This is a genomic window from Pseudomonas syringae (assembly GCF_001698815.1).
Taxonomy (GTDB): domain Bacteria; phylum Pseudomonadota; class Gammaproteobacteria; order Pseudomonadales; family Pseudomonadaceae; genus Aquipseudomonas; species Aquipseudomonas syringae_A.
This window is the reverse complement of sequence record NZ_LGSI01000068.1, coordinates 280,458-305,400: the sequence shown is the minus strand read 5'-3', so window position 1 is coordinate 305,400 and position 24,943 is coordinate 280,458. Positions and strand designations below refer to the sequence as shown.

The window sequence follows — 24,943 nt, the reverse complement described above, 5'->3', positions numbered from 1 at the left end:
ATGTTGCGCTACATCATCCTGCGCTTGGTGCTGCTGATTCCCGTATTGCTCGGCGTGTCCCTGATCGTGTTTACCCTGCTGCACCTGGGTAATGGTGATCCGGCGCTGGACTACCTGCGTCTTTCGCAGATCCCGCCAACCGATGCCGCGTTGCAAGAAGCAAGGCACGCACTCGGGCTTGATCGGCCACTACCAGAGCAATACCTGACCTGGTTGTGGAATGCCTTGCACTTGGATTTCGGCACCTCTTACATCACCGGGCGGCCGGTGCTGGATGATTTGCTCTACTACTTGCCTGCCACTCTGCAACTCGGTGGCCTGGCGCTGGCCATGACCTTGCTGATGAGCATTCCGCTGGGACTTGCAGCCGCACGCTGGCGTGGACGCTGGCCGGATCAACTGGTGCGTCTAGTGACGTTCATTGGGGTGTCAATGCCCAACTTCTGGCTGGCCTTTGTACTGATCGCGCTATTTTCCCTATGGCTTGGCTGGCTGCCACCCATGGGCCGGGGCGGTATCGCGCATGTAGTCATGCCGGTTCTGGCCATTGCCCTGATGTCCATGTCGATCAATGCCCGTCTGCTGCGCGCCAGCCTGCTGGATGTCAGCAAGCACCGCCACGTACTTTATGCCCGGGCACGCGGTCTGGATGAAAACCGTGTATGGCGCAGTCATATTCTGCGCAATGCCTGGATGCCTCTCGTCACCGCCACCGGTATGCACATCGGTGAGCTGCTCGGCGGCGCTCTGGTGATCGAAACCATTTTCGCCTGGCCAGGGGTAGGTCGTTTCGCCGTCGGTGCTGTGCTGAATCGGGACTTCCCGGTGATGCAATGCTTCACACTGCTACTCACTGCGTTGCTGGTGGTGTGCAATCTGATCGTGGACATCTGCTATGCGTGGCTCGATCCACGTACGCGTCTGGCGGGGGTTCCGGCATGAATGCTTTGACAGCATTGCGCCCCGCCACCCGCTGGGGGCTGCGCATCGGCTGGGCGATGGTCGGTATCTTGCTGATGCTGGCAATCCTGGGGCCGTGGCTGGCACCCTACGATCCTACATTGGTCGACCTCAACGAACGGCTGTTACCGGTGAGCACAAGTCATTGGCTGGGAACCGATCACTTGGGCCGAGATGTACTGTCGCGCCTTATCGTTGGCACTCGTTTATCACTGGGCAGCGTAGTCCTCACGCTCGGCCTGGTACTCGTACTAGGCGTCGTTATCGGTGGTTTGGCAGGCTTCGTAGGGGGGCGTGTCGACATGCTGTTGATGCGTCTGTGTGACATGTTCCTGACCTTTCCAACGCTGGTCCTGGCGTTCTTTCTGATCGCTTTGCTGGGTACCGGCCTGGGCAACGTGATTATTGCTATCGCGTTGTCTCATTGGGCCTGGTATGCCCGCATGGTGCGCGGCATGGTCATCGCACAGCGCGGACGGGATTATGTGCTCGCTTCACGGCTGGCCGGGGCTTCTCGCTTCACTCGCGTCCGTCAGCACATCTTGCCTAACGTTGCCGGGCAGTTGCTGGTGCTGGCGTCGATGGATATCGGTCACATGATGCTGCACGTTTCCGGCCTGTCATTTCTGGGGCTGGGCGTCAGTCCGCCGACTCCGGAATGGGGCGTTATGATCAACGACTCCAAGGAGTTTATCTGGACGCAACCACAACTGCTGCTGTGGCCCGGGCTGATGATTTTCTTCTCGGTTATGGCATTCAACCTACTGGGTGATGCCCTGCGTGACCGACTTGATCCGGCCTTGCGCGCGGAGGTGAAATTATGAGCGGGCAACTTCAGCTTCGTGACCTGCACATTGAGCACCGGGGCGACCCACTGGTTAACGGCATTGATCTCACGTTGAATGCCGGGCATATCTGCGCCTTGGTAGGCGCCAGCGGCTCGGGCAAGTCCCTGACCTGCCTGGGTATGCTCGACCTCCTGCCCGATAACCTGCAACGCCTGTCAGGCGAGCTGCTACTGGATGGCAAGACAGTCACGGCACAACAGCTCCGTGGGCGGGAGATCGCTCTGGTATTGCAGAACCCTCGCAGCGCCTTCAATCCGGTACGCACTCTGCGTCAACATGCGGCAGAAACCCTCGCCGTTCGAGGAATCAAGGGTGCTCAGGCCCGGATGCGCATGAACGAAGCAGTCAGCGACGTGGGCTTGGTCGACATAGAGCGCGTGCTTGACTCATGTGCCTTTCAGCTCAGTGGCGGCATGCTGCAACGGATGATGATAGCCCTGGCGCTGATGGCCGAAAGTCGCTTCCTTCTGGCTGACGAACCCACCAGCGACCTGGACGTCGTCGCGCAAGCTCGGTTTCTGGATCTGCTCGAAAGGCTGACAGCACAGCGTGGTCTGGGCGTCCTACTGGTCACCCACGACATGGGCGTCGTGGCACGTAGCTGTGATCACGTAGCCGTGATGGAGAGTGGATTGATCGTCGAAAAAGCCGATGTCCGAACCCTTTTCGATTCGCCTCAAAGCACGGCCGCACGGGCCCTTCTGCACGCCCACCGTACATTGACTATGGAGCACGCCAGCCAATGAGCCTCTTGCAAGCGCAAAACCTGAGTCACGGCTATACCAGTGGCGGCCTGTTGACTCGCAAGCACCGCATTCAAGTGCTGCATGACCTCAGCCTGACCCTGCACGAGTACCAAAGCCTGGGCCTGCTCGGCGGCAGTGGCAGCGGTAAAAGTACCCTTGCTCGTTTATTGATGGGCATTGAAGCGCCGGAGCAGGGTCGCATCAGTTTCTACAATGGCGCCTTTGAGCCTGCGAGCAAAGCCTTTCTGCAAACCGTACAGATGGTTTTTCAGGATGCAATCAGTGCCTTCAACCCACAGCGCACAATCGGCTGGAGCATTGCCGAACCTTTACGCAACCTCCGTGGCTTGCATGCCAGCGAACAACAGACACGCGTGGCCGAGCTGCTCCAGCAAGTACAACTGGCGTCGAGTGATGCTGAAAAGCTGCCGTCGCAACTCAGCGGTGGCCAACTGCAACGCGCGGGCATCGCCAGAGCGCTAGCAGCAGAACCTAAACTCATCATTCTGGATGAGGCGCTTTCCAACCTTGACCGAGTTTTGCAGGTGCAGATGCTTGAGTTACTGGCGAACCTGCGCCAACGTCTAGGGATGGCTTTCGTTCTCATCACCCATGATCTGAGCCTGGTGCAGCACTTTTGCGAGCGGGTCATCGTTCTTGCCGAGGGAGGTATCGTCGAGGATCGCGCAGTCATTCCGGGCATGCAGTTCACCCATCCGGCGGCGAAAATTCTTCAGCAATCGGTCCTGGCAGCAGAGCCGAAAAAATTCCAAAGTCTGCCACCTGTTCACGCCTGACTGCTGGGGATATTCCCTTTGTAAAGCTACAAAGGGTTCGAGCCGCTGAGATGGCCCTGTGCAATATCAATCAATAAATTCCCCGGGCCAGAAAGCGGTGCCGTCGCACTGTGAATAACCAGCGTATTGAAATCCACATCCTCTTTCAGCGGAATAAGCGTTAACCCCGGCCAATCAAAGCCTTCCAATGCAACGGGATCAATTAACCCTACACCAGCGCCGCTCATGACTAATGAGGCGATTGTCAACGTGTAGGGCGTTTCTATAGCGATTTTGAGTGTCTTACCCGCTTCTGCCATGACGCCGTTCAAAAAGCGCTGGGTCGAGTCAGTAGAGGACAAACTCAAATAGGGATAATCCGCCAATTGAAGGACTGATACTGTCGACAACGTCGCCAGTGGGTGTCCATTCGGTACAGCCAACAAGGCTCTTCGTCTGGCAATACTTCTAGCAACGATGCCATGGGTATCAATCTCTTGGGCTGCAAAGCCTATGTCACACCGCCCACTGGCAATTAGCTCCCGCACCTCGTTAGATGAATTGATTTCAAGGCGTACAGAGAGGTTGGGTAACTGGCGCTGAAGCTCGGCCAGGAACTTGGGCATAGGGCCGTAAGCCAGCGCTGGCAGGCATGCTATCGAAAGCAATCCACTGCGACCTTCACGCAGGCTCTGAGCTTTTTCTGCCAGTTGCTCCAGTCCCGAATAGAACTTCTCGACGTCAATGAACAACGCCTTGGCCTCGGGAGTCGGGCGCAACCTTGATGACTCCCGCTCGAACAGCTTCAAGCGCAGATTGACCTCAAGCTGCCCTATCAACCGGCTCACCACCGGCTGTGAGGTATGAATAAGCTCGGCGGCTTTTACCGTGCTACCGGTGATCATGACAGCTCTGAATGCTTCAATCTGACGCGGATTCATGCAGACTTACCTATGTCCAAAACGAATTGATCCAAGACATATTCGCATTGGATGTTATACGCTGGATAGCGCATTTTGGAGCCCTAAGAAATCGGCAACCCAAAGGCGCCCTCTCCGTGAAATCACATTACCTGCCAAGCGATCTGCGTCCCGTCCAAACTGCAATGCCTGAGTTCACCGCGTTGAATATGCCGGTGCACCGAGCATCCACATTGACTTATGCGTCTGCCCGCGACTTCTTGAATCGTTTTGAGAGAATGATGGATGGATTCAGTTATGGGCTTTACGGCACACCAACCGGACGCGCCCTAGAGCAACAGATAGCCCAGATAGAAGGTGGCGGCTATTGCATGCTGCTTCCGTCGGGGTTAGCCGCTGTTACCCATCCAATGCTTTGTTTGCTAAAGCATGGCGATCACGTACTGCTTGCGGATTGCGTCTATGGCCCAACCCGTGACCTGTGTACGTCTGTACTAGCTCAGTACGGCATCACGCATACCTTTTTCCCCTCTGATGCTTCAACCATCGAACCATGGCTCAATGATGCGACCAAGCTCGTCGTGCTGGAGTCGCCTGGTTCGTACACCATGGAGATTCAGGACATAGCGGTAATTGCCGCTCAGGCACACAAGGGGGGCGCATTGGTGCTCATGGACAATGCCTGGGGCTTTGGTCAAATCAACTGCTTCGAGCATGGTGTGGACATTGTCTGTACCGCACTCTCCAAATACGCCAGCGGACATTCAGATGTTTGCATGGGCTCGTGCACTGTCAAAGAGCGCAGTCTTTTTGAGAAACTGAAAATGTCTTTCATCGCGCTGGGCACAGGGGTGGCGGCCGACGATGCGTATCTGGTGATGCGCGGCCTTCAGACTCTCACTGTTCGTTTGGCGGAACACGAAAAACGTGGTTTGGCAGTCGCCAAATGGCTAGACGGGCACCCGGCGGTCTCCCGCGTGTTCTTTCCCGCGTTGGATACCGATCCTCAGCATAAACGCTTCAAGCGTTACTTCTACGGTGCTAACGGGGTTATCAGCCTGATATTGCACGAAGAAGATCTTTCGAAGATTGAGCAGTTCATCGACAGCCTTGAGCATTTCAGGATCGGCGCTAGCTGGGGCGGCACCCACAGCCTTATTGCACTGACAGATATCAGCAAGTCACGTACATCAGTGAGATGGAAAGGCCTGTCCTGGATTCTACGCCTGCACGTTGGTCTGGAGCCCATTGAAGCTTTGATGCATGACCTTGATAGAGCGTTCTCGACACTTACTCCTGAATAACCTAAGCCTAGAGGCAATCATGAAAAAACTATTGGCAGCCCTCCCTCTTCTTGTGGTCGCCCAAGTGGTCTGCGCTCAAACCACTGGGACGCTGGATAAGATCAAGGCTACGGGTGAGATCACCTTAGGCACCAGAGAGGCATCAACGCCCTTCAACTTCATTGATGACGCGGGTCAGCACGCTGGCTTCGGCTGGGAAATTTCGCAGCGCATTGCTGAACGTGCAAAACAAGAGTTGGGGTTGTCCGCGCTGCAAATCAAAACCCTGAACCTTACACCGCAGACACGTATTCCACTGGTCGCGAACGAAACTGTCGATCTGGAGTGCAGCTCAACTACCAACAACACCCAACGACAACAGCAGGTTACGTTTTCCAACACCTTCTTCGTCGTGGGTACTCGACTCCTGGTGCGTAAAGACTCGGGGATCAATGATTTTTCAGACCTGAAGGGGAAAAATGTGGTGGTCGAGGCTGGCACCACGTCAGAGCGGCTGCTACGCACACTCAATACAGAGAAAAACCTCGGCGTTAATATCTTACTTTCCAAAGACACGATATCGAACTTCACCACGGTAGAGACCGGACGAGCTGTAGCATCAATGGGCGACGACATCATTTTTTACGGAAACATAGCGCTCGCCAAGAAGCCCGAGCTATGGACAGTGGTAGGTACCCCTCAATCTCTGGAAGCTTACGGTTGCATGATGCGCAAAGGTGATCCTGCATTCAAAAAACTGGCCGACAGCGTGATCATCGAAATGCAGCAGTCCGGAGAGATGACCAAGCTGTATGACAAATACTTCAATACCCGCATCAATGTGAACGGAGGAATGGAAATTCCGGCTCCATTGTCTAGCGAAAATGCGCAGCTCTACAAAAATCCAAGCGACAAAGCTTTTCAGTAATCTTTGATCAAGCAGGCACCTCATGAACTACAGCTGGGACTGGGCAATATTTTTCCAACCGTCTGTTACAGGCGAAGGCTTATATGGGGTGCTGCTGGCAGAGGGTGTGTTATGGACAGTTTCTCTTTCGCTCCTGTCCTGGATTCTCGCGTTGGCTCTGGGGACACTGATGGGAATAGCGAGGGCATCTGACAGTACGGCTGCGCGCTGGGCTTCTGCGATCTATGTGCATTGCTTCAGAAATACGCCGCTGCTGGTGCAATTGTTTCTGTGGTATTTCGTACTTCCAGAGCTGTTGCCCATCCAGTGGGGAGAGGCAATCAAGCAGATGAACCCCACGCTGAATCAGTTTTTGAGCGTAGTGATTTGTCTGACGCTTTACACCACGGCCGGTGTCGCCGAGCAGGTACGAACTGGGCTTCAATCACTTTCCGGAGGACAAGCGAATGCGGCCAAGGCGATTGGCCTGGGGCCGTGGGCAGCTCAGCGCTATGTCTTGCTGCCTCAGGCTTTTCGAATAATCCTGCCTTCCATGACGTCCGACTTCATGAACGTGTTCAAGAACTCGGCTGCTGCGCTCACCATCGGCTTGATGGAGCTGACAGGTCAAAGTCGTCAGGTCAGCGAGTTTTCGGGTCATCCCTTTGAGTCGTTCATTGCTGCGACGCTGATCTACATGGTGATTACCTACGGGGTGGTTATTTTTATGCGTCGCCTAGAGAAAAGTTTGACCGTACCAGGCCTGATAACCGCGGGGATTGTCCATTGAATTATGAATTCAATTGGAGCGGCATTATCCCCGCCCTGCCCTATCTTGCCCAAGGCATGCAGACCACATTGCTGCTGGTTCTGGTAGGTATGACGCTGGGTATATCGCTGGGGTGCGTTTTAGCTGTCATCCGGATCTTCGGACCCCGACCACTGGCAAAACTTGCCGCCGGGTATGTGAATTTCTTTCGGGCAATACCGCTCATCCTGACGATATTCTGGATGTTCTTCCTGATGCCATTTGTGCTACGAAAGATCACGGGAAATCCCTACCTGTCAGTAGGCGCGATGTATTCCGCCGTGATCGCTCTAGTATTGGCGGAGTCAGCCTACTACTGCGAAATCATCCGCGCGGGAATAGGCAGCGTTAAAAGTGGACAGATGGCAGCGGGTAAGGCCATTGGCATGACGACCCTTCAGTGCTTGCGATGGGTGATTCTTCCACAGGCTTTCAGGAACATGTCACCCGCACTGGTCAATCAATCGATTGGATTGCTCAAAGACACCTCTCTGGTCTATGTCATCAGCCTCAACGACTTTCTTGGAGCAGCTGGGCAAATGGGACTACGTAATGGGCAGTTGGTGGAGTTTTATTTATTTGCGGCAGCTATTTATCTGCTGATTTGCAGTGCTGGGGTGGCGCTGGTTAATCACCTTCAGAAAAAGAACAAACAGGCCTGCTGAGCCATGTACTTGCGGTGAGAAAACTAATGATAGAAGTCAAAGATGTCACTAAACACTACGGTGCCTTTGAGGTGCTTTCCCACTGTTCAACGTCGATAGAGAGCGGGGAAGTTGTCGTCATTTGCGGCCCTTCAGGATCAGGAAAGTCGACCTTGATCAAGACCCTCAACGGTCTGGAACGCATTAGCAGTGGCGACATAGTCGTGGAGGGAGTTTCGCTGACACACGCGAAAACCGACTTCGCAAAACTGCGTAGCAGAATCGGCATGGTCTTTCAAAGCTTTGAGTTGTTCCCCCACCTGAGTGTGATTGAAAATCTGACCCTGGGACAAATGCGTGTCCTCAAAAGAAACAAGCAGGAATCGGTGGAGCGTGGATCCGACTACCTGAAAAAGGTGGGCCTGTTTTCTCATCGCGATAAATACCCGGGCCAACTCTCGGGGGGTCAACAGCAACGCGTAGCAATCGCCCGCGCGCTGACGATGGACCCAGTAGCAATGCTCTTCGACGAACCGACCTCAGCACTGGATCCCGAGATGGTCGGGGAAGTACTTGATGTGATGGTAAAACTGGCAGAAGACGGAATGACCATGGTGTGTGTAACCCATGAAATGGGTTTTGCACGAAAGGTCAGTGATCGAGTGATTTTCATGGATCACGGCAAAATTATAGAAGACTGTCCCACCGAATCATTCTTTGGTGATGTACAAAATCGCTCTCCCAGGGCCCAAGAATTTCTGGCGCAAATTCTGACTCATTAAGAAAAAACTAATAGGGCTACTACCTACATCTAATAAATTCTATTTTACCGCCTATACACTACCACAGTGCCACAGTGCTACTTAACACAGTACCTCTCATAATCCTATATATGGAATTCGGCAACATCCGACTTATTGACTGATCATTGTCGTTATAGCAACCAGCATAAAACAGGCTTGCGAACTCATTTTTTCCAATGAGCTTGTGAGCACCTGTAACATAGGAGCGCCTACATGCCGAGCTTACATAAATCCGTCACTCTACCTGGCAATCAAAACAGATTCTTCCTCGAATCAATCCTGCAAAAAGACTGCCCAAAATTAGAGCTTCGATTTATAGCGTTACCAGCATTAATTTTCACCTCGCCACCTACGCTACCCATGCCAAAGCTTACGCTAGCGCCTTGGCAGGAAAAACGCGCGAAAAACATCATGATTAATAAAATGGCACAAGGCGTCTCGATTGCGCAGGTCGCACGGGAATGCGCCTTGTCCAGAAGTCATTTCTCTCGGGCATTTAAAAGTGCAACCGGCTACGCGCCGCGAGATTGGCTTCGGCAAGAAAAAATCACAAGAGCTAAAGAGCTACTCAGCCATAGAAGTATGTCAATTTCCGAGATATGCCTGGAATGCGGCTTTTCTGACCAATCACATTTAACTCGTACTTTCACAAAAGTTGTTGGCGTTAGTCCAAGACGTTGGCGAACGCAGCAATTCGCTACCTGACGACGATTGCTGCATTTACCATCACTAAACAGCCTTACTACCGGGCCAGAGTAGCACCCGGTGCTCATCGCTCCTCCGCTAGGAGCGGCTGCACAAATCCGGCGAGTGAGTCGGCTTTTTTCGTGAAGTCGGCTACCAAATCAGAGCCATGGAGACGTCAGTCCTCCCCAGGTAGCGTTAGCACTACTTGATCATCGCCAGGAACTCGTCCAGCGCTTTATTGAAATGCTCTGGGTGTTCCCAAAAAGATAAATGTTTTCCGAATTTCACTATCATTGCTGATGGGGTATTAATTTTGCTCCACTTATCAACACTCTGACTTTTTCGACTCATGTAGTAGAACAAGGGCACCTTGCCTTCCATCCCCTTGAGGTCCATCTCGTAATTTTGATATGAGCCAGACTCATTCAATAAAGCAGCAACACCATCCCCCGTTTGATTGCTAATCCGCGTGATCCACTTCATGTATTCTGGATGTGGATTATCAACCATGTAACGGGCGAACTCATCGTTGAGCTGCTCGCGATGCAATAATACGCCTTGGGTGAAGTGCTCCCGTACTCCGTCCGAGCCATCAGACTTAAACCAATACCAGTCATTCGGATTCTTTGGATCGTCACTCCCAAGACATTTTGGGACAGAGTCCATCATAATAAACCCTTTGAGGTTGTCAGTCCCAAACTGATGCACATACGCTAAGACATCAAAGCCTCCGTAAGACCAGCCGCCCAGCACAACGTCATGCAAGCCAAGGGCTTTCATGAAGGCAGCAATATCACGACCGTGCTGCTCGTAGAAATTCCCCTCAACTGTATCGGTGGATAAGCCCTGGCTCCGAGGATCGAGGACGATTAACCTATAATCTTTAGAGTCTCTGAAATGCTCCAACTGATGTACGTACACTTCCGTACTCATTGTCCACCCTGGAACAAGAAGTATGACGTTCTTCCCCTGCCCAGAGCTTTCATAGTGAATATCCAGATCATCGGATACTTTGATCATCGCAGCCTGCGCGATTGAAAAAAACGACATCAGTAGCAAAAACACCAGTACAAGGACGCGCATATTCTAATTCCTTTTGAATTACCGGTATGACTATGAGCACTTCAGCACAAGACTCAACTCGTCAGGACGGGGAAGAAATCAATTTTTAGAACTAAACAGTAAACAGCAGGTTTCGTGGCACGAGACTATGTAAGGCATTATTCGCAATTAACGTTGTAGCAGCTTCAATATCAGGAGCAAAGAAGCGATCCTTTTCGTAATACGTAACCTCCTCCCTTAAAATCGCTCGAGCGCGCTCTAGTGCTGGAGAAGTTTTCAGCCCGCCGCGTAGGTCGAGTCCCTGGCAAGCCGCTAACCATTCAATCGCGATAACTCCTCGAGTGTTCTCTGCCATCGCCCATAACCGGCGTCCTGCGTTGGGTGCCATCGACACATGATCCTCCTGGTTAGCAGACGTCGGCAGGCTGTCAACGCTATGCGGGTGGGCAAGCGCCTTGTTGTCACTCGCCAATGCAGCAGCGGTGACTTGGGCAATCATGAAGCCTGAGTTTACTCCCCCGTTGGCGACCAGAAATGGGGGTAACTGCGACATGTGCTTGTCCATCATCAAGGATGTACGTCTTTCTGATAGAGCCCCAATTTCAGCGATTGCCAACGCAATATTATCTGCTGCCATAGCGACAGGCTCTGCGTGGAAATTCCCACCAGAGATAACATCCCCCTCGTCTGCGAAGACGAGTGGATTGTCTGATACGGCGTTCGATTCAATTGCCAAGATGTCGCAAGCGTTACGCAGTTGTGTAATACACGCCCCCATGACCTGCGGTTGGCACCTCAGTGAATAAGGATCTTGAACCTTACCGCACTCAACATGCGACTCAGAGATCTCAGTAGAAGGCGTCAGCAGCTCACGGTAGGCGCTGGCCACAGCTATCTGTCCAAGCTGCCCTCGTGCCTCATGGATACGAGCATCGAACGGAGAACGAGAGCCTAATAGGGCCTCTACACTCAAGGCACCGCATACCGTAGCTGCCGCGAACAAGTCCTCCGCTTCGAACAGTCCACGTAACGCGAATGCCGTTGATACTTGAGTGCCATTCAAAAGCGCTAGGCCTTCTTTGGCCGCAAGCGTGACAGGCTCAATTCCGGCTAATTGCAGCGCCTCACCCGAAGACACCCAACGCCCTTGGAATCTGGCTTTGCCTTCACCGATGAGAATCAAGGACATGTGCGCCAGCGGTGCCAGGTCGCCTGAGGCGCCTACAGAGCCCTTCGCTGGGATGTGTGGGTACACCTCAGCGTTAATCAAAGAAATCATGGCATCAATAACAATCTTGCGAATTCCCGAGTACCCCCTCGCGAGGCTATTGACCTTCAGGACCATGATCAGTCGAACCATAGCGTCATCCAACGCCTCTCCAACCCCGGCGGCATGGGAAAGTACTAGCGAGCGCTGAAGGTTTTCAAGATCAGAAGTTGCAATTCGCGTAGAAGCGAGCAATCCGAAACCGGTGTTGATTCCATAAGCTGTACGCCCCTCGCTGAGGATGCTTTCGACGCAGTGGACACTCGCCGCTATATCGTCTGAAGCGTGCTCCGCAAGCGTCACGGTTGTAGGGCTGGCGTAGACACTCCTCAACTCCCGCAAGGTCATTTGCCCAGGAGTTATTTCGAGCTTGTTCATAGAATTCCTCTAAAACGGTGTTGACCTAGAAAGAATAGACAGCCGCTACAACTGTGATTTCTATCAGCAGCTCTGGCAAAGCCAGTCGCGACTCGACCGTAGCACGGGCGGGCGTATGCCCTTGCGGCACCCACGCATCCCATACCTCGTTCATGTCCGAAAAATGGGACTTAATGTCTGCGAGCCATATCTGCGCGGAAACAATGCGGGTTTTGTCTACTCCCGCCTTTTCCAAGAATCCGTCTATTTTTTTCAATACTTGGGCGGTCTGGCCTTTGATATCCTGTGAAGAATCTGCGGCCGTTTGGCCGCCAACGAACACAAAACCATTACTCACGACGGCCCGACTCATACGGTGATTACAGTCGATACGAACGATATCTTTCACTTTAAACTCCTGAAGGATTGATAATAAGGAAACTCAGAAACCACCCAAGGCATGCACTTCGATCTAAAACAGACATCAAGCTACTTAGGTGCAAACTCTTTCAACGGGACCGCATTCACATCCGGAACATAAGCGTTTGCCAAGTCAACTAGCTGTACTGGTTTGATCGGAGGACGAATCCGGTAGTAACCCACCTTCTGCATCGTTGCCTTTGTGCACTCGGCCAAGAGTTCAGCAACAACGAGGCCGCACATGCGCCCCTGACATGGGCCCATGCCGCAACGCGAAAATGATTTCGTTTGATTAGGCCCACTGCAACCGAGTCGGCTCATCGCCCGGATATCACCCGCACTGACTTCTTCGCACCGGCAAACAATGGTCTGGTCTGCGGGACGACGAAAAATGTCTGCGGGGCGATACAACGTGTCTAGAAATGGCCGTATGGCTTGATGGCGATTTAACTGACGTTGTAGCTTGACCGCCCGTATATCTCGGACGTTCTCTGTCAAACATCCAAGTTGTTGACTGATCCGTAGTGCCGTCAGTGCGCCGGAAAGCTCCGCGGCCTTCGCGCCATCAATGCCTGCACCGTCACCCGCGATGAAAACTCCCGCCAGTGACGTTTCACCCCAAACATCAGCATCAGGGCGCCAACATAATTGCACCTCGTCCCAACGGTGTTCACAACCCAGAGAGCGGGACAACTGAACGTTTGGAATGACCCCCTGATGGACCAGCAGTAGGTCAGAGTCAATATCCGTGAAGGACCCGCTTACGGAGTAGCGAACGCTATCTACTGCGCCATCGCCCCGCGCTTCCAGCGTTTCGACCTGACGGATATGCGGGATAGAACTTGCGGCAATAGCCCTTAATAGACCTAGCCCTTTGAGTAAATATCCTGGGGCACGCAACGCTGAAAACAAATGGCGAAGTGCAGGAAGACGATTATTTCGTGGAGTGGTGTCCAGAATCGCTGCCACGGAACTGCCCGACCTTATCAATTGCCAGGCAAACAAATAGAGCAACGGCCCGCTTCCAGCGAGTACAACGCGCTTGCTCGGTAAAAGCGCCGCTGACTTCAACAGCGTTTGAGCCGCGCCGATTCCCATAACGCCAGGCAATGTCCAGCCCGGAAATGGAGAGGGCCGCTCTTGAGCGCCATTAGCGATCACTAATGCGCGAGCCTGAATCTGGCCACTACCGCCACTAGGTCCATTGCGAGTAAAGCTAACTTGCCGGTCCTGGGTAATTTGCCACGCCAAGGTATCTGGCCAGTAGGTAACGCTGCTGGCTAGGAAACGCTCTACCAGCGCCGCACCAGCGGTATAGTCTTTGCCCAACAAAATGGGGTCAGCCAGAGGAGACTGGGAGACGCTGCGATAAATCTGTCCCCCAGGCAGGGGATTTTCATCCATTAACAATACGTCAAGGCCCGCCTCTTTGGCCTGTAACGCACAGGCCATACCAGCAGGGCCTGCGCCGATGATTAGAAGGTCAACATGGATCATGCTCATTTGAGACTCCTGGCTCCGATCATGGATCGAATCGTCATTCCGGGCTTCACCAGCGTCATACAGGCCTGTTGATTCGGAACCCCGTCAATTTCCACCAGGCATTCAAAACAGGCACCCATCATGCAGAACGGTGCCCTCGGTGCATTCGACACCGGTGTCTCGCGAACCTGAGTGATGCCTACACTCAGCAGCGCAGCCGCTACTGTCATGTATTCAGGCACGGAAAAGTCATGCCCATTTATCAGGATTGAAACCTGAGTGGATGGCGCACTAGCGCGCGCGTTAAATAACGAAACGTTTGGCATAGAAGTAATCGAGAAGAGAGGGACGTGGAGCACCCATCAGCCAGGGCACGAGTTTTTCGCAATGGGCTGCCGCCAGCGTCACGCCGCTATGGCACATGGCAACGAACGCACCAGGATGGGTGAGTGATTCTTCGTAAATCGGCATGCTGTCAGGGGTCATAATCCGCAGCGAACCCCAAGCTCGTACAACGCGGACGTTTTTGAGCATGGGAAACGGCGCAATTGCTTTCTGTGCGATATGAGCGATGACCCCAGGGGTTACACCGTCATCCATATCCACATCTTCAGCGGACTCTCCCAATAACAGAGAACCCTCGGCCGTCTGGCGTACAGAGATGGTCGGGTAATCAAGGAACCGTTTAACCCGCTCGGTCACTAGAATTTGCCCCCGAAGCGGCACTACAGGAGCGCGCAGGCCCACCATAGGTGCCAATTCACGATTCCCAAGGCCGGCACACAGAACAACTTTTCCAGCATCAATTACCTGTTTGCCCACGGTTAGCCGGAAACCACCCTCATGCGGAACAATCAAATCGACACGTGAGTCGGTCTTATAGACGCCTCCGGCCTGCTCAAAGGCCGCGAACAGGCCCCGTAATGTATAGAGCGGACTGACGTGCCCGTCGTGGGGCGAATAGACGGCCCCGGTCACGTCGGCGCCGATCGCTGGTATACGCTCCTTCAACTGCGCGTTGTCGAGGACTTCATAGGTCAATCTGTTGTCTTGCGCATGGAGCTTTGCCAGCCCCGCTGCACTGCTGGCCAGACCTTCCTCGCTCATCGCGATCATCATTCCACCGGGTTTTTCGTACCCCAGTTTCATACCACTGGCGTCTTCAAGTTCTTGGCAGAAGCCGGGCCAAAGCTGCGAGGACTCCAATGACCAGCGTGCATAATCGATTTGCTTGGAACCCTTACTCGAGACCCATACCAGGCCGAAGTTGCCTCGGGCGGCGCGTATGCTTGAGTCCTCGCCATCCAGCACCAGAGTTCTGACACCTCGTTTAGCCAGTCCATAAGCGATGGCCATCCCCACCAGCCCGCCACCGACCACTACGTAGTCGTAATCGATCTTCATGATTTTTTTCCCATTAAAACTTTGTCCAGCCCTACCAGTCGGTCAAGCACGATCATTAAGCCCAAGGTCACCGCGATGATCACGACTGCCACGGCCGCTACCATGGGATCAACGGTTTCGGTCATGCTCATATAGATCCGCACTGGCAAGGTGATTGTCGCGGGGGAAGCGAGGAATATGGTTGCAGTCAGTTCGTCAAAACTGCTAGCAAACGCCAGCACCCAACCGCCAAGTATTCCAGGGAGAAGTGAGGGAAACGTGATGCGCCGAAAGGTCGTCCAGGCGCTAGCGCCCAGAGACAACGCTGCATGCTCAGGCTCACGAGAAAGACTCACCATCGACGCCATGATCAGGCGCAGCGAGTAAGGAAAGATCAACATCACGTGAGCCAATACCAACGAGCTAAACGAACCGTTCACGTTGAATTCATTAAATAGCCGCAGCAACGCAACGCCGAGAACTACAGGAGGAATCATCAACGGCGACAACAGCAAACCGTTCAGAGCCGCCCGACCGGGAAACTGGTAACGAGACAATCCCATAGCAGCAGGAACACCTAGTAGCGCAGCCCCTGTCGCGGAAAGAGTCGCCAGAATAATGCTGTTCCAGAATGCAGTGATAAAACCGTTGTCATTGAACAGCGCTACGAACCAGCGCAGTGAAAAGTGCAGTGTCGGAATGGTCAACATGTTGTCCGGTGTAAAAGCGACCAGACACACGACGACCAAAGGTGCTGCCAGGAACACTGAAAAAATGCTGTGAAAAACGAGCGCCAAGACTCCATTTTTGTTCATGTCAGCGCCCCAGCCGTTTTTGAATTCGACGTTCGACTAACTTGCCGTACACTCCAATCACCAGAAGGTTAATCAGCAGCAATAGAACCGCGATGGTCGCGCCCATCGGCCAGTTCAGGGTATTGAGAAACTCATCGTAAGCAGCGGTTGCTGCGACCTTCAAACGTCGGCCGCCAATCAGCGCCGGGGTAGCAAACGCACTAGCGCTAAGGGCGAATGTCATCAGGCTCCCGGACAACACACCAGGCAACACTTGGGGCAATACGATTCGACGCCAGACCGCCAGTTGCCCAGCACCCAGGCTAAGGGCAGCATCACAACTCTGAGGGTCTATGCCTTGCAACGAGGTCCAGACTGACAAAATGACCAACGGCACTAAGGCATGGATCAGAACCACAACCACAGCCCAAAACGAGAACAGCAGTTGTGCATTGCTATCCATCAGCCCCAACCACACGAGCACGCTACCAATGATCCCGTTCTGACTGAGCAAGATCGACCAGCCGAGAGTCCTGACAACCGCAGAGATCAGCAACGGAGCCAAGGTCAGGATCAGGAAGCACGTACGCCAGCGGGGCCGCATCCGATAGATGATGTAAGCCTCTGGGACGCCAAGCACCACTGCGCCCACTGTGACAGCTAACGCCAGCCCAAAGGTGCGCAGAAAAATCGTTTGGTAATAAGGATCGACTAGCACTAAGGCGTAGTTGTGCAACGAGCGGGCAGGCAACGTGGTGCTGGTAGTTATATCAAAACTGTACAGGCTTAATTCGCCCATCATCAACATTGGAATTGCGAGGAGAGCGATGAACAATAGACTCGCTGGGAGTAGCAGTAACAGTGCACGGCTACTAAAGGAGAAAGCTTTCCGCCGAGGAGCCAATACAGACACTTGATTCATGGTTCCACCCCAGAAGAGGTCGCTGCTGAATCATTACTAATAATCAAGTGACGTAGAGCCGAAGGCTCCCACGCTAGACCGACATGTTCACCAGGCAACACGGCAAGCTGACCGCGATTGGCACGCATAACATGCAGAACCCCAAGCTCGGTCATGACCGTGACCAGCCAGCAATTCCCCTTAAACACGCATCCCATTACCTGACCGCGAAGAACGGCATTCGAACTATCAACAAGGTCAATTCGCTCAGGCCGCAAGGACAACGTCGCGCGACCACAGGGGATTTCAGCATTGAGGTTAAGACTGCCTACGCCACAGACGAATTGTCGCTGACTGCCCCGCAGCACGACCTCGCCAGTTAACAGATTGGCGCGGCCGATGAAATCAGCAGCAAAGCGCGAACCTGGATCGTCATAGAGATGATTGGGTTTATCAAAGCGCACAATGCGACCACGATCTAGAAGGGCAACTCGATCGCTCATGGCCAAGGCCTCATCCTGATCATGAGTGACCATGATCGTGGTTGTCCCCACTTGGCGTTGAATACTTTGCAGCTCAGTCTGCATATCGTGACGCAGCTTGGCGTCCAGATTGGATAGAGGTTCGTCTAGCAAAAGCAACGGTGGCTTAATGACCAAAGCCCTGGCCAATGCGACGCGCTGCCGCTGACCGCCGGAAAGGTCTCGCGGAAACTTGTCAGCATGGGCGCCCAGTTGCACCAACTCCAGTGACTGGTTTACTTGGCGCGTTCGCTCGGCCCGTGCAACCCCGCGCATTTGGAGGCCGAATTCAATATTTTCCCGAACAGTCATGTGCGCAAACAGCGCATAACTTTGAAAAACGACGCCTAAGCCACGCTGGGCTGGCGGCTGACCCAATAACGACTTGCCCTGTAAACGGATATCGCCATCGCTGGGCTCAAGGAAGCCTGCGATCATTTGCAACGTAGTTGTCTTTCCACACCCCGAGGGCCCAAGCAGCGAAATGAATTCGCCCTGTTCGATATTTAGATTGATTTCATGCAGGACCCTCACATCCCCGTAGGACTTGCTCAGGCCTTCGATAATCAAATAACTCATTTGCTGACTCGCTTTTTGCTTGTCCGTACAGATGCCATCTCAGGCAGGGCGGCTTTCAGCCGCACCGCCTGTTATGTAGATTTTATTGTTCGATCTGACGATTCCACTGCTGTATCCAAGCAGGTCGCATGGCATTTACCACGTCCCAATCAACGCTGAGCATTCCCGCAACGGTCTCTTGATCTGGAACCTTTGCCTGAACTGAAGGTGGTAACTTGGTGTTCTTATTGACCGGCGCCACACCTTCTCCATCAGCAAAAAGGACCTGGACTTCCGGACTCAAGGTGTACTGGACAAACTTCTGAGCCAAAGCATTTACGGTCTCGTGCTTGACCGGGCACACACTTAGTCCTAAGGCCATAGCACCTTCTTTAGGAGCGACGAACTTCACCGGGACGCCTTGATTGCGCAATGCCTGGGTGCGACCGGACCCCCAAACACCAATCCAGAGGCTGTCGTTCTGGAACAGTTCGGAAATTTTTCCAGGTGATGGATCGAAGGACAAAACATTAGGTGCCACGTCCTTCTTTATCGCAGCAAAACCCGGCTCCATGGCCTGCTCGCCCCCACCATTGAGGCGCGCAAACATCACTAGGCCCTCGATCCCGTAGCCGTTCGTGATGCTTGGGAACTGTACGTGCCCTTTGTATAAAGGGTTCGCCAAATCTTTCCACGACGTGGGCGGTGCCCATCCCTTGGCCGCGAATACTCGCTCGTTGTAAACAATGCCAGTACCGTTAAGACCAATGGTCACTGCCTTATTGCTTTTGAAGTGAGCGACGTCGAATAGCTCCTTGTAAACCGGTGCATCGGTCAACGTCTCGCAATAACCTAATTGAGCAGCCTGGGCCATTGGACCGTCGTCCAGAAAGGCAACGTCCAAGGTCTGCTTGCCTTTCTGAGCCTGCATGCGTGCCATAGTGGTTGTCGTATCACCTGGGACCAGAATCACCTTGCTGCTGGTCAGCTTTTCGAAGTCCGGCACGATCTGCTCTTTGAGCAGTTTCTCAAAAGAGCCACCAAAAACAGCAACGTAAAGAGTGGGCTGATCGGCTTGAACGTGACTTGCGAACAGCGATGCCGCGACGAGTGCGGGGGCGAACTTTCTGATCATGTTGACTCCTGAATTGAGTGCCACTATCGATGCCCGCACATTCCGGGCAAACCTAGTGTCTGCGCTTGCAGCCAGGAGATCCAATCACCTTTTACTCGTGATCCATGTCTAAATATTATGTGAATTTCAAAGCCAAACGATTAGGCTCTACTTCTCTTGAAGCCATATAAATCGACATAATGAAGAAAGATTAGAATAGCCATTTCTAGTAAATGCACCCGCACAGTGCGTAAGCGCGCCAATATAGAGCGCTTAAATGTCTAAATATGATGCCTAGGAAGAGAGATGAAAAATCGACAGCTAGAAGCCTTTCGTGCAGTGATGCTAAGACATTCCGTCACCAGCGCAGCGGAGATGATGAGCATCACCCAGCCGGCCGTTACTCGATTGATTGTCGACCTTGAGGAGGATGTGGGATTTAAGCTGTTCACACGGGAAAAAGGTCGGCTGTTTCCGACCTCGGATGCAGCGCTGTTGTATCGGGAGGTAGAACGCTCTTTTGTCGGAGTTGAGAGGATTGCTCATGCTGCGCGCCAGATTCGCTCGGTCAACAAAGGCGCGTTGACGGTATGCTGTGCCCCCGCATTGGCCGAAGGATTACTCCCAGCCTGGATCTCAGAGTTCATCTCGCTGCATGCGGGCGTTACCGTGGTTTTCGCAATTCACGGAACAAAGACCGTGAGCGAGATGGTGGCTAACGAGCAATGCGATGTAGGATTTATTACGTACACGACGTGGCAACCCGGCGTAAAGCTAGAGCGGCTTTTTGCAGCGCCCATGCGATGTATTTTGCCCCATGGACATAGGCTGGCAGAGCGGGACTGCATTACCCCTGAGGACCTAGCCGGCGAATCTTTTATCTCATTCCCCAAGGAACTGGACACCCGACGCATCATCGATGAGCTATTTGCGAACCGCCAGATAGAGCGTCAGCTAAGCATCGAATGCCATCTCTCAGCGGCTATTGCTTCCTTTGTCAGCTGCGGTGCAGGGGTGTCTATTATCGACCCGGCAGTAGCCAACACTTTGGGTCCCAAGGTGTTAGTACGCCCATTCGTACCCGTGATCGACTTCGAATACGGCATCGTAACCTCTGAGCGAATGACACCATCACGCCTGACAAAAGCGTTTCTCACTTTCGTCAAAAACAAGATAAAGCTATTACCATCATTACCTTAATGCCTTACTGTTTCGACCCGTTAGACCGAGCATCGAAGCCATTCTGCCAAGTGCTCAGCCTGAAAAACCAACTATGCGCGATTCCTTACGGCGGGCTCGCGCGACTTGGCGTCTCATCCTGACCGTCTGGCTTTGAATACCAGGCTAGGCGGCTGCCCTGGAACATCATCCAAAAGATCGACACGCTGCATGCCTATCTTTTCCAAAACACGGATCGAGACCGAATGGTTGGGACGCACCACCGCAAAGACCTCGTTTAATCCAAGCTCCTCAAAACCGTAATCAAGTGCTGCTTGGCTAAGTTCTGTCGCATATCCTTTGCCCCACGCAGTGGCGGCAAATCGATACCCGAGATTCAGACACTCAATTTCGACGTACATTCGTGCATCAAGCCCTCCGAACCCGATCAACGTCTGCGGTGCTTCAAAGGTAGAAACTGCCCACTGTCCATAGCCCTTTTTCTCCCAGTGATACAGCCATGTATCAAGAAGGGCCTGGGCCTGGCCGAGATCCCGTAGAGGAGCAAAAGGGTTGAACTGGTGAGTTGCAGGGTCACCGTAGATGGTGAACAGACTTTCCAGATCATCGGCGGTTGGCGGTCTTAACACCAGGCGAGCAGTTGTTCGATGCATAGTTATTCCTCTTTGGCGGCGTATAAAACCGCCCTTCTGGCCACTCAGTGTATGGTGAGTATTTGCATGGACCTGACCACCTGTCTGCATTCAACTTGACCAGTGCACATGATCTCCATGACTGGCTGGGCTCGACCCGAAGCAAACGGTGCGACAGGCAAAACCCAGCCCATAGCGGACAGTCATAAATGGCAGAAAGCACAGGATCTGTGGATTCCGGTCACACTTCCATTTGGATCGTGCCGGAAACCTCACGACAAATTACGTATTAGATTCCGGCTATGGCGTGACAGGGGCGGAACTTCCAAAAGGACGGTTAGTAATTAGCCTTACCGTCGAGGCGGTGATACATTTCGCAGCCATGGACAAGTACCGTTCTTCTCTCTGCCACCTAGCTCAAGCCTTGCTGCTCCTTGTGCTCTTCAACAGCATGGCGTGCAGCATTGGGCACGGGCAGATGTTGCAGAAGATGTTTGCCCCCAATGAGCCGTCACGGTCTGATGAGGCAATTTCCATGGGGCATCCCATGGTGATGGATCACTCCCACCACCACATGAGTCAGGCATCTACGAGCCAGGACATGCCGCCTATGCACGGCATGGACTCTCTCTTCGGCGATTGTTTTTTCGCCGCCTCGCTGCCGCTAGGGTTGATGCTGTTCACAGTGTTGGCCTGGCTACTGCGGCGTCGACAAGTTCGTCCTGTTCCTCTCCGACTGGCACCCTTGTCACACCCTACCGCGCTATTACTGAGCCTTCAACCTCGCGCGCCATGAGTCCGGCCTAATGCCCCTGCTTTCATGCTGTTTGCACGCTCGGCCCTGATTTTGGCCAGAGCGGTTCAGCGTGAACATTACATAGGGGAACTACCTGAATCGTAACGCGCTGCCTTGAGCGGCAGCGAGTTGCATTGCTGCCAACTCAAAAGAATTTCACTATGAACAGCACCTTTATCCGGCGGCCTGTGTGCCCGCTCGCCTCTGAATTTTATCTTGCGGCAATCTTGTGCACACCGGGCCTTGTGCTAGCGAAAGACAACATCACCTCGGATGTTGGCGATACCGCATCGTCGCACTCAGAGTCCGCTTATCCTGCCGTCGACCTGCCAGCCACCTCAGTTGTAGGCACCTCAATTTCGAGCTACATCACGCCGACGTCCGCCAATACCACCAGAACGGATGTTCCACTCAAGGATTATCCGGCCTCCATCCAAGTTGTTCCCAACGACCTGCTCAAAGACCGAGGGGTCACCCGCATCGATCAGGTAGCTGACACCGTCAGCGGTGTACATGCCGAAGCGAATTACGGGGGTAACGGCGCAACCTTTTTCAACATCCGGGGCTTCAGTGAAAGCAATGGTCTGCGCGATGGTTTCCGCAATTACGGCTACTACGCTTTCCGCGATGTACAGAACATTGATCAGGTCGAGATTTTCAAGGGCCCCGCTGGCGCGTTGTACGGCGGCATCGGTGCGATTGGTGGATACATCAATACTGTTTCCAAAAGGCCGGAATGGAATGACTTTGGTGAGATTAGTGGTACGGCAGGACGATACGACATGGCGCGTAGTACGCTGGATGTGAACAGAGTGTTAAGCGACGACGTTAGCGTGCGGCTCAACGCGTCTGCGGAGCAGGATGCAACATTCCGCGATGAAACCCGTGATCATTCATGGTCATTCGCACCCGCCGTAACGTGGGACAACCACGACGGTACCTCTCTTACGCTGCTAAGTGAGTACAACCATCTCAACCGTAATGGATTCGATCTTGGTGTACCTGCCGCCGCCAACTATCGCGATCTGTCCAGAACACGCTACTACGGTCTCACCAGCAAGATGTATCCGGGAGTTGATGGTGATTATGGGAAGAACGACACGCTTTCTGAAACCCTGATGTTCGAGCATCAGCTGTCCGACGCCTGGAAACTGCGCCTCGCCGGTCAGTACACGTACGCAAGGCAGCGATCGACTCAGTCTTTTCCTGGCAGCACAGTCCCCACTGGTAGTCTGCTCGACTATTCCGTTTACAGCGACGCAGATGAGTCTTCGCGGCAGTTCGGCACCCGCGCCGAATTGGTGGGTGATGTGTTCACCGGCGACGTCAAACACCAGTTGCTGATCGGTGCCGACTATAGCTTGCAAAAACTTGCGAACTCAGGCTCACAGGTGTCCACGATGACCTTGGATCTAAGCAACCCTGATTACCGTTCAGGTCTGACGCCTGCCGACCCATTGATTGGCCACGAATCGCAAGGCAAGGATTACGGGTTGTATATTCAGGACCTAATCGGATTGACACCGTCACTCACACTTCAGGTGGGCTTGCGCGCAGACCGATTCGAGAACCGGGCCAAGGAGTCGGGCGGCGAAACAGGGAAAGGAGAACAGTCGACGCTATCTCCACGCTTGGGAGTGGTATGGCAAGCGACCGACAGTACGTCGTACTTCGCCGATTGGAGCCTGAGTCATGCTCCAAACGTAGGCCATAGCGGCAGCAACGTGACCTACGAGGCGGAGGTTGCCGAGCAGTTCGAAGTGGGTCTCAAGCACGAGCTGATCAAAGACCGGCTAGACGCGAACCTGGCGGTGTTCAATCTAGATCGCAATCACATTCTGACCACCGATCCGAACAATCCTTTGCTCCAAGTGTTAACGGGCAAGCAGCGAAGCCAAGGCGTAGAACTGGACATAACTGGCAATATCACTCCCCGCTGGAAAACAGCTGCGAGTTACACCTACACCGTGCCGAAAGTGCGTAGTGATAGCAACTACCCAACAGGCGACGTGCTGAGTGGTGTCCCACGCCACAGCGCAAGCCTGTGGACGGCTTACCAATTGGAGCACGTTGAAGGACTGCAACTGGGTGGCGGCCTCTATTACGTGGGCTCGCGCGAAGCGACACTGCCTAACACCTTCAAGCTTTCCGGTTATGTTCGCACCGATTTGATGGCGTCCTACAAGATCGGATCATGGACGACGCAGCTGAACGTCTTCAACCTGTTCGACCGCGAGTATTACACCGGTGGTACCGCTGCGACATTTGACTACACACTGATGCCAAGCCCGCCAAGAACGCTTCAGTTAACGGAAACGTATCGATTTTGACTTGCGGTTCGACGATCACTAATAGGTGCTTTAACTGACGTAGATTCGACAACGGCTCATCACCGGAATGATGAGTGCCTCGTCGAGACGGGATGAACGTTTATAGAGTGACGCAGGGCGATGCTGACTACGATTGCCCTGCATTATCGAAAATGAAGGTGCTCCCCGGAGCCGATGGTTTCGATCAGCGATGGCTTTCGGGCTACCGTAAGCGCCTTGTACTCTCTCAGGCTGGAGGCGAATGCATCAGCGCAAGCTTTGCATTCGGCATGCTTGATGTCGAATTTACGGCATTGCTCCTCACAACTGACGCAAACCTCAGTGGTCAGTGTGGCCTGCGGATCATTTCGCAGGCCACACTCAACTGCTGCCATCCTGCTTCAGTCTTTAAGCTTGAATGTGTAGTCCCCCTCGCTTTTGTGCGTGTCCACGGAAACCGCATGCCACTCAACCTTGTACTCACCTGCTGAAAGCGGTTGCTCTGGCGTTACGATCAACAGTTTTTTATCTGAGGGATCAGTTTCGATGTTTTTTACAGCAACAGGGTTACCGTCACGAGTGATCGTGACCTTGGTGAACCTGGCTTCGACACCTTCCGAGAAGTTTAGTCGAAGGTCCTTGAGGCCTGAAGCAGTACTTTCAGCTGCCGGTATCTCGGTATTTAGATGAGCATGCGCTGATACGGTGCCCATGAAAGACAGTGAAGCTATCAGTGATGCCAAGGTCAATGCCATTCTAATGTGTGACATGTTTTTCTCCTCAGAT

At 53.3% G+C, this 24,943-nt stretch carries 25 protein-coding genes; 12 read left to right on the top strand and 13 right to left on the bottom strand.

The features are described 5' to 3' along the window. The 4 genes from nikB to AFK24_RS24915 are packed head-to-tail and all read left to right on the top strand — an operon-like array spanning window position 1 to window position 3,351. Window positions 1-942, top strand: a complete 942-nt coding sequence (gene nikB / locus AFK24_RS24930; protein WP_065835762.1) for a nickel ABC transporter permease subunit NikB — start codon at window positions 1-3, stop codon at window positions 940-942. After that, window positions 939-1,784, top strand: a complete 846-nt coding sequence (gene nikC, locus AFK24_RS24925) for a nickel ABC transporter permease subunit NikC (RefSeq protein WP_065835761.1) — start codon at window positions 939-941, stop codon at window positions 1,782-1,784. The genes nikB and nikC overlap by 4 nt, the downstream gene beginning before the upstream one ends. Next, a complete protein-coding gene (locus AFK24_RS24920) occupies window positions 1,781-2,554 on the top strand; it encodes an ATP-binding cassette domain-containing protein (RefSeq protein WP_065835760.1) in 774 nt (257 codons plus the stop codon). The genes nikC and AFK24_RS24920 overlap by 4 nt, the downstream gene beginning before the upstream one ends. Beyond that, the gene (locus tag AFK24_RS24915; RefSeq protein WP_065835759.1) at window positions 2,551-3,351 is read left to right on the top strand and encodes an ATP-binding cassette domain-containing protein; all 801 of its coding nucleotides are present in this window, start codon (window positions 2,551-2,553) and stop codon (window positions 3,349-3,351) included. The genes AFK24_RS24920 and AFK24_RS24915 overlap by 4 nt, the downstream gene beginning before the upstream one ends. A gap of 26 nt (window positions 3,352-3,377) precedes the next feature. Here AFK24_RS24915 and AFK24_RS24910 read toward each other — a convergent pair whose 3' ends face one another. Further along, a complete protein-coding gene (locus AFK24_RS24910; protein WP_080482295.1) occupies window positions 3,378-4,271 on the bottom strand; it encodes a LysR substrate-binding domain-containing protein in 894 nt (297 codons plus the stop codon). 116 nt (window positions 4,272-4,387) lie between these two features. Between AFK24_RS24910 and AFK24_RS24905 the strand changes: the two genes are divergently transcribed. The 6 genes from AFK24_RS24905 to AFK24_RS30225 all read left to right on the top strand — a co-directional run bounded on the left by AFK24_RS24905 (window position 4,388) and on the right by AFK24_RS30225 (window position 9,400). Further along, window positions 4,388-5,554 (top strand): trans-sulfuration enzyme family protein, encoded by a 1,167-nt coding sequence (locus tag AFK24_RS24905; RefSeq protein WP_205884878.1) that lies wholly within the window; start codon window positions 4,388-4,390, stop codon window positions 5,552-5,554. A gap of 19 nt (window positions 5,555-5,573) precedes the next feature. Then, window positions 5,574-6,461 carry a transporter substrate-binding domain-containing protein gene (locus AFK24_RS24900; protein ID WP_065835757.1) on the top strand — a complete coding sequence of 296 codons (888 nt, stop codon included), beginning with the start codon at window positions 5,574-5,576 and terminating at the stop codon, window positions 6,459-6,461. 22 nt (window positions 6,462-6,483) lie between these two features. Continuing rightward, window positions 6,484-7,230: an amino acid ABC transporter permease gene (locus tag AFK24_RS24895; protein WP_065835756.1), complete on the top strand. Its 747-nt coding sequence runs from the start codon at window positions 6,484-6,486 to the stop codon at window positions 7,228-7,230. Further along, window positions 7,227-7,913, top strand: a complete 687-nt coding sequence (locus AFK24_RS24890) for an amino acid ABC transporter permease (RefSeq protein ID WP_080482294.1) — start codon at window positions 7,227-7,229, stop codon at window positions 7,911-7,913. Before AFK24_RS24895 ends, AFK24_RS24890 begins: the two co-directional genes overlap by 4 nt. 26 nt (window positions 7,914-7,939) lie before the next feature. Beyond that, window positions 7,940-8,674: an amino acid ABC transporter ATP-binding protein gene (locus tag AFK24_RS24885; protein WP_065835755.1), complete on the top strand. Its 735-nt coding sequence runs from the start codon at window positions 7,940-7,942 to the stop codon at window positions 8,672-8,674. Between the two features lie 234 nt (window positions 8,675-8,908). After that, window positions 8,909-9,400, top strand: a complete 492-nt coding sequence (locus AFK24_RS30225; RefSeq protein WP_240500441.1) for a helix-turn-helix domain-containing protein — start codon at window positions 8,909-8,911, stop codon at window positions 9,398-9,400. 183 nt (window positions 9,401-9,583) lie between these two features. On the opposite strand, the gene AFK24_RS24880 is transcribed toward AFK24_RS30225, so the two are convergent. From AFK24_RS24880 to AFK24_RS24840, 10 genes are all read right to left on the bottom strand, one after another. After that, window positions 9,584-10,465 (bottom strand): alpha/beta hydrolase, encoded by an 882-nt coding sequence (locus AFK24_RS24880; RefSeq protein WP_065835754.1) that lies wholly within the window; start codon window positions 10,463-10,465, stop codon window positions 9,584-9,586. Window positions 10,466-10,556: 91 nt separating this feature from the next. Further along, entirely contained in the window at window positions 10,557-12,089 is a 1,533-nt protein-coding gene (hutH, locus tag AFK24_RS24875; protein WP_065835753.1) for a histidine ammonia-lyase, read from the bottom strand. Between the two features lie 25 nt (window positions 12,090-12,114). After that, complete coding sequence (locus AFK24_RS24870; protein WP_065835752.1) at window positions 12,115-12,477, bottom strand: RidA family protein; 363 nt, start codon at window positions 12,475-12,477, stop codon at window positions 12,115-12,117. A gap of 80 nt (window positions 12,478-12,557) precedes the next feature. Next, window positions 12,558-13,991, bottom strand: a complete 1,434-nt coding sequence (locus tag AFK24_RS24865; RefSeq protein ID WP_065835751.1) for an NAD(P)/FAD-dependent oxidoreductase — start codon at window positions 13,989-13,991, stop codon at window positions 12,558-12,560. Then, window positions 13,988-14,296: a (2Fe-2S)-binding protein gene (locus tag AFK24_RS30220; RefSeq protein WP_080482293.1), complete on the bottom strand. Its 309-nt coding sequence runs from the start codon at window positions 14,294-14,296 to the stop codon at window positions 13,988-13,990. Before AFK24_RS30220 ends, AFK24_RS24865 begins: the two co-directional genes overlap by 4 nt. Continuing rightward, window positions 14,274-15,374 carry an NAD(P)/FAD-dependent oxidoreductase gene (locus AFK24_RS24860; RefSeq protein WP_065835750.1) on the bottom strand — a complete coding sequence of 367 codons (1,101 nt, stop codon included), beginning with the start codon at window positions 15,372-15,374 and terminating at the stop codon, window positions 14,274-14,276. The genes AFK24_RS30220 and AFK24_RS24860 overlap by 23 nt, the downstream gene beginning before the upstream one ends. After that, window positions 15,371-16,168, bottom strand: coding sequence for an ABC transporter permease (locus AFK24_RS24855; protein WP_065835749.1), 798 nt, complete (start codon window positions 16,166-16,168; stop codon window positions 15,371-15,373). Before AFK24_RS24855 ends, AFK24_RS24860 begins: the two co-directional genes overlap by 4 nt. A 1-nt stretch (window position 16,169) precedes the next feature. Further along, the gene (locus tag AFK24_RS24850; RefSeq protein WP_080482292.1) at window positions 16,170-17,069 is read right to left on the bottom strand and encodes an ABC transporter permease; all 900 of its coding nucleotides are present in this window, start codon (window positions 17,067-17,069) and stop codon (window positions 16,170-16,172) included. Beyond that, the gene (locus tag AFK24_RS24845) at window positions 17,066-18,148 is read right to left on the bottom strand and encodes an ABC transporter ATP-binding protein (protein ID WP_065835748.1); all 1,083 of its coding nucleotides are present in this window, start codon (window positions 18,146-18,148) and stop codon (window positions 17,066-17,068) included. Before AFK24_RS24845 ends, AFK24_RS24850 begins: the two co-directional genes overlap by 4 nt. 82 nt (window positions 18,149-18,230) lie before the next feature. After that, window positions 18,231-19,262, bottom strand: a complete 1,032-nt coding sequence (locus AFK24_RS24840; RefSeq protein WP_065835747.1) for an ABC transporter substrate-binding protein — start codon at window positions 19,260-19,262, stop codon at window positions 18,231-18,233. A 285-nt stretch (window positions 19,263-19,547) separates the two neighbouring features. Between AFK24_RS24840 and AFK24_RS24835 the strand changes: the two genes are divergently transcribed. Further along, on the top strand, window positions 19,548-20,441 hold the full coding sequence (locus tag AFK24_RS24835; protein ID WP_065835746.1) for a LysR substrate-binding domain-containing protein: 894 nt from the start codon (window positions 19,548-19,550) through the stop codon (window positions 20,439-20,441). A 113-nt stretch (window positions 20,442-20,554) separates the two neighbouring features. Here AFK24_RS24835 and AFK24_RS24830 read toward each other — a convergent pair whose 3' ends face one another. Further along, window positions 20,555-21,073, bottom strand: coding sequence for a GNAT family N-acetyltransferase (locus tag AFK24_RS24830; RefSeq protein WP_065835745.1), 519 nt, complete (start codon window positions 21,071-21,073; stop codon window positions 20,555-20,557). A gap of 936 nt (window positions 21,074-22,009) precedes the next feature. Between AFK24_RS24830 and AFK24_RS24820 the strand changes: the two genes are divergently transcribed. Continuing rightward, entirely contained in the window at window positions 22,010-24,178 is a 2,169-nt protein-coding gene (locus tag AFK24_RS24820) for a TonB-dependent receptor (RefSeq protein WP_065835743.1), read from the top strand. A gap of 380 nt (window positions 24,179-24,558) precedes the next feature. Here the strand turns inward: AFK24_RS24820 and copC are convergent, their stop codons facing one another. Next, window positions 24,559-24,927, bottom strand: coding sequence for a copper homeostasis periplasmic binding protein CopC (gene copC / locus AFK24_RS24810; RefSeq protein ID WP_065835741.1), 369 nt, complete (start codon window positions 24,925-24,927; stop codon window positions 24,559-24,561). Between the last annotated feature and the right edge of the window lie 16 nt (window positions 24,928-24,943).

Coding starts and splice junctions, on each gene's coding strand:
- AFK24_RS24880 (WP_065835754.1), bottom strand. CDS start 10,465: ATGCGCGTCCTTGTACTGGTGTTTTTGCTACTGATGTCGTTTTTTTCA.
- AFK24_RS24895 (WP_065835756.1), top strand. CDS start 6,484: ATGAACTACAGCTGGGACTGGGCAATATTTTTCCAACCGTCTGTTACA.
- AFK24_RS24835 (WP_065835746.1), top strand. CDS start 19,548: ATGAAAAATCGACAGCTAGAAGCCTTTCGTGCAGTGATGCTAAGACAT.
- AFK24_RS24840 (WP_065835747.1), bottom strand. CDS start 19,262: ATGATCAGAAAGTTCGCCCCCGCACTCGTCGCGGCATCGCTGTTCGCA.
- nikB (WP_065835762.1), top strand. CDS start 1: ATGTTGCGCTACATCATCCTGCGCTTGGTGCTGCTGATTCCCGTATTG.
- AFK24_RS24865 (WP_065835751.1), bottom strand. CDS start 13,991: ATGAGCATGATCCATGTTGACCTTCTAATCATCGGCGCAGGCCCTGCT.
- AFK24_RS24860 (WP_065835750.1), bottom strand. CDS start 15,374: ATGAAGATCGATTACGACTACGTAGTGGTCGGTGGCGGGCTGGTGGGG.
- AFK24_RS24920 (WP_065835760.1), top strand. CDS start 1,781: ATGAGCGGGCAACTTCAGCTTCGTGACCTGCACATTGAGCACCGGGGC.
- AFK24_RS24830 (WP_065835745.1), bottom strand. CDS start 21,073: ATGCATCGAACAACTGCTCGCCTGGTGTTAAGACCGCCAACCGCCGAT.
- AFK24_RS24855 (WP_065835749.1), bottom strand. CDS start 16,168: ATGAACAAAAATGGAGTCTTGGCGCTCGTTTTTCACAGCATTTTTTCA.
- AFK24_RS24820 (WP_065835743.1), top strand. CDS start 22,010: ATGAACAGCACCTTTATCCGGCGGCCTGTGTGCCCGCTCGCCTCTGAA.
- copC (WP_065835741.1), bottom strand. CDS start 24,927: ATGTCACACATTAGAATGGCATTGACCTTGGCATCACTGATAGCTTCA.
- AFK24_RS24850 (WP_080482292.1), bottom strand. CDS start 17,069: ATGAATCAAGTGTCTGTATTGGCTCCTCGGCGGAAAGCTTTCTCCTTT.
- nikC (WP_065835761.1), top strand. CDS start 939: ATGAATGCTTTGACAGCATTGCGCCCCGCCACCCGCTGGGGGCTGCGC.
- AFK24_RS24885 (WP_065835755.1), top strand. CDS start 7,940: ATGATAGAAGTCAAAGATGTCACTAAACACTACGGTGCCTTTGAGGTG.
- AFK24_RS24900 (WP_065835757.1), top strand. CDS start 5,574: ATGAAAAAACTATTGGCAGCCCTCCCTCTTCTTGTGGTCGCCCAAGTG.
- hutH (WP_065835753.1), bottom strand. CDS start 12,089: ATGAACAAGCTCGAAATAACTCCTGGGCAAATGACCTTGCGGGAGTTG.
- AFK24_RS24910 (WP_080482295.1), bottom strand. CDS start 4,271: ATGAATCCGCGTCAGATTGAAGCATTCAGAGCTGTCATGATCACCGGT.
- AFK24_RS24915 (WP_065835759.1), top strand. CDS start 2,551: ATGAGCCTCTTGCAAGCGCAAAACCTGAGTCACGGCTATACCAGTGGC.
- AFK24_RS24845 (WP_065835748.1), bottom strand. CDS start 18,148: ATGAGTTATTTGATTATCGAAGGCCTGAGCAAGTCCTACGGGGATGTG.
- AFK24_RS30225 (WP_240500441.1), top strand. CDS start 8,909: ATGCCGAGCTTACATAAATCCGTCACTCTACCTGGCAATCAAAACAGA.
- AFK24_RS30220 (WP_080482293.1), bottom strand. CDS start 14,296: ATGCCAAACGTTTCGTTATTTAACGCGCGCGCTAGTGCGCCATCCACT.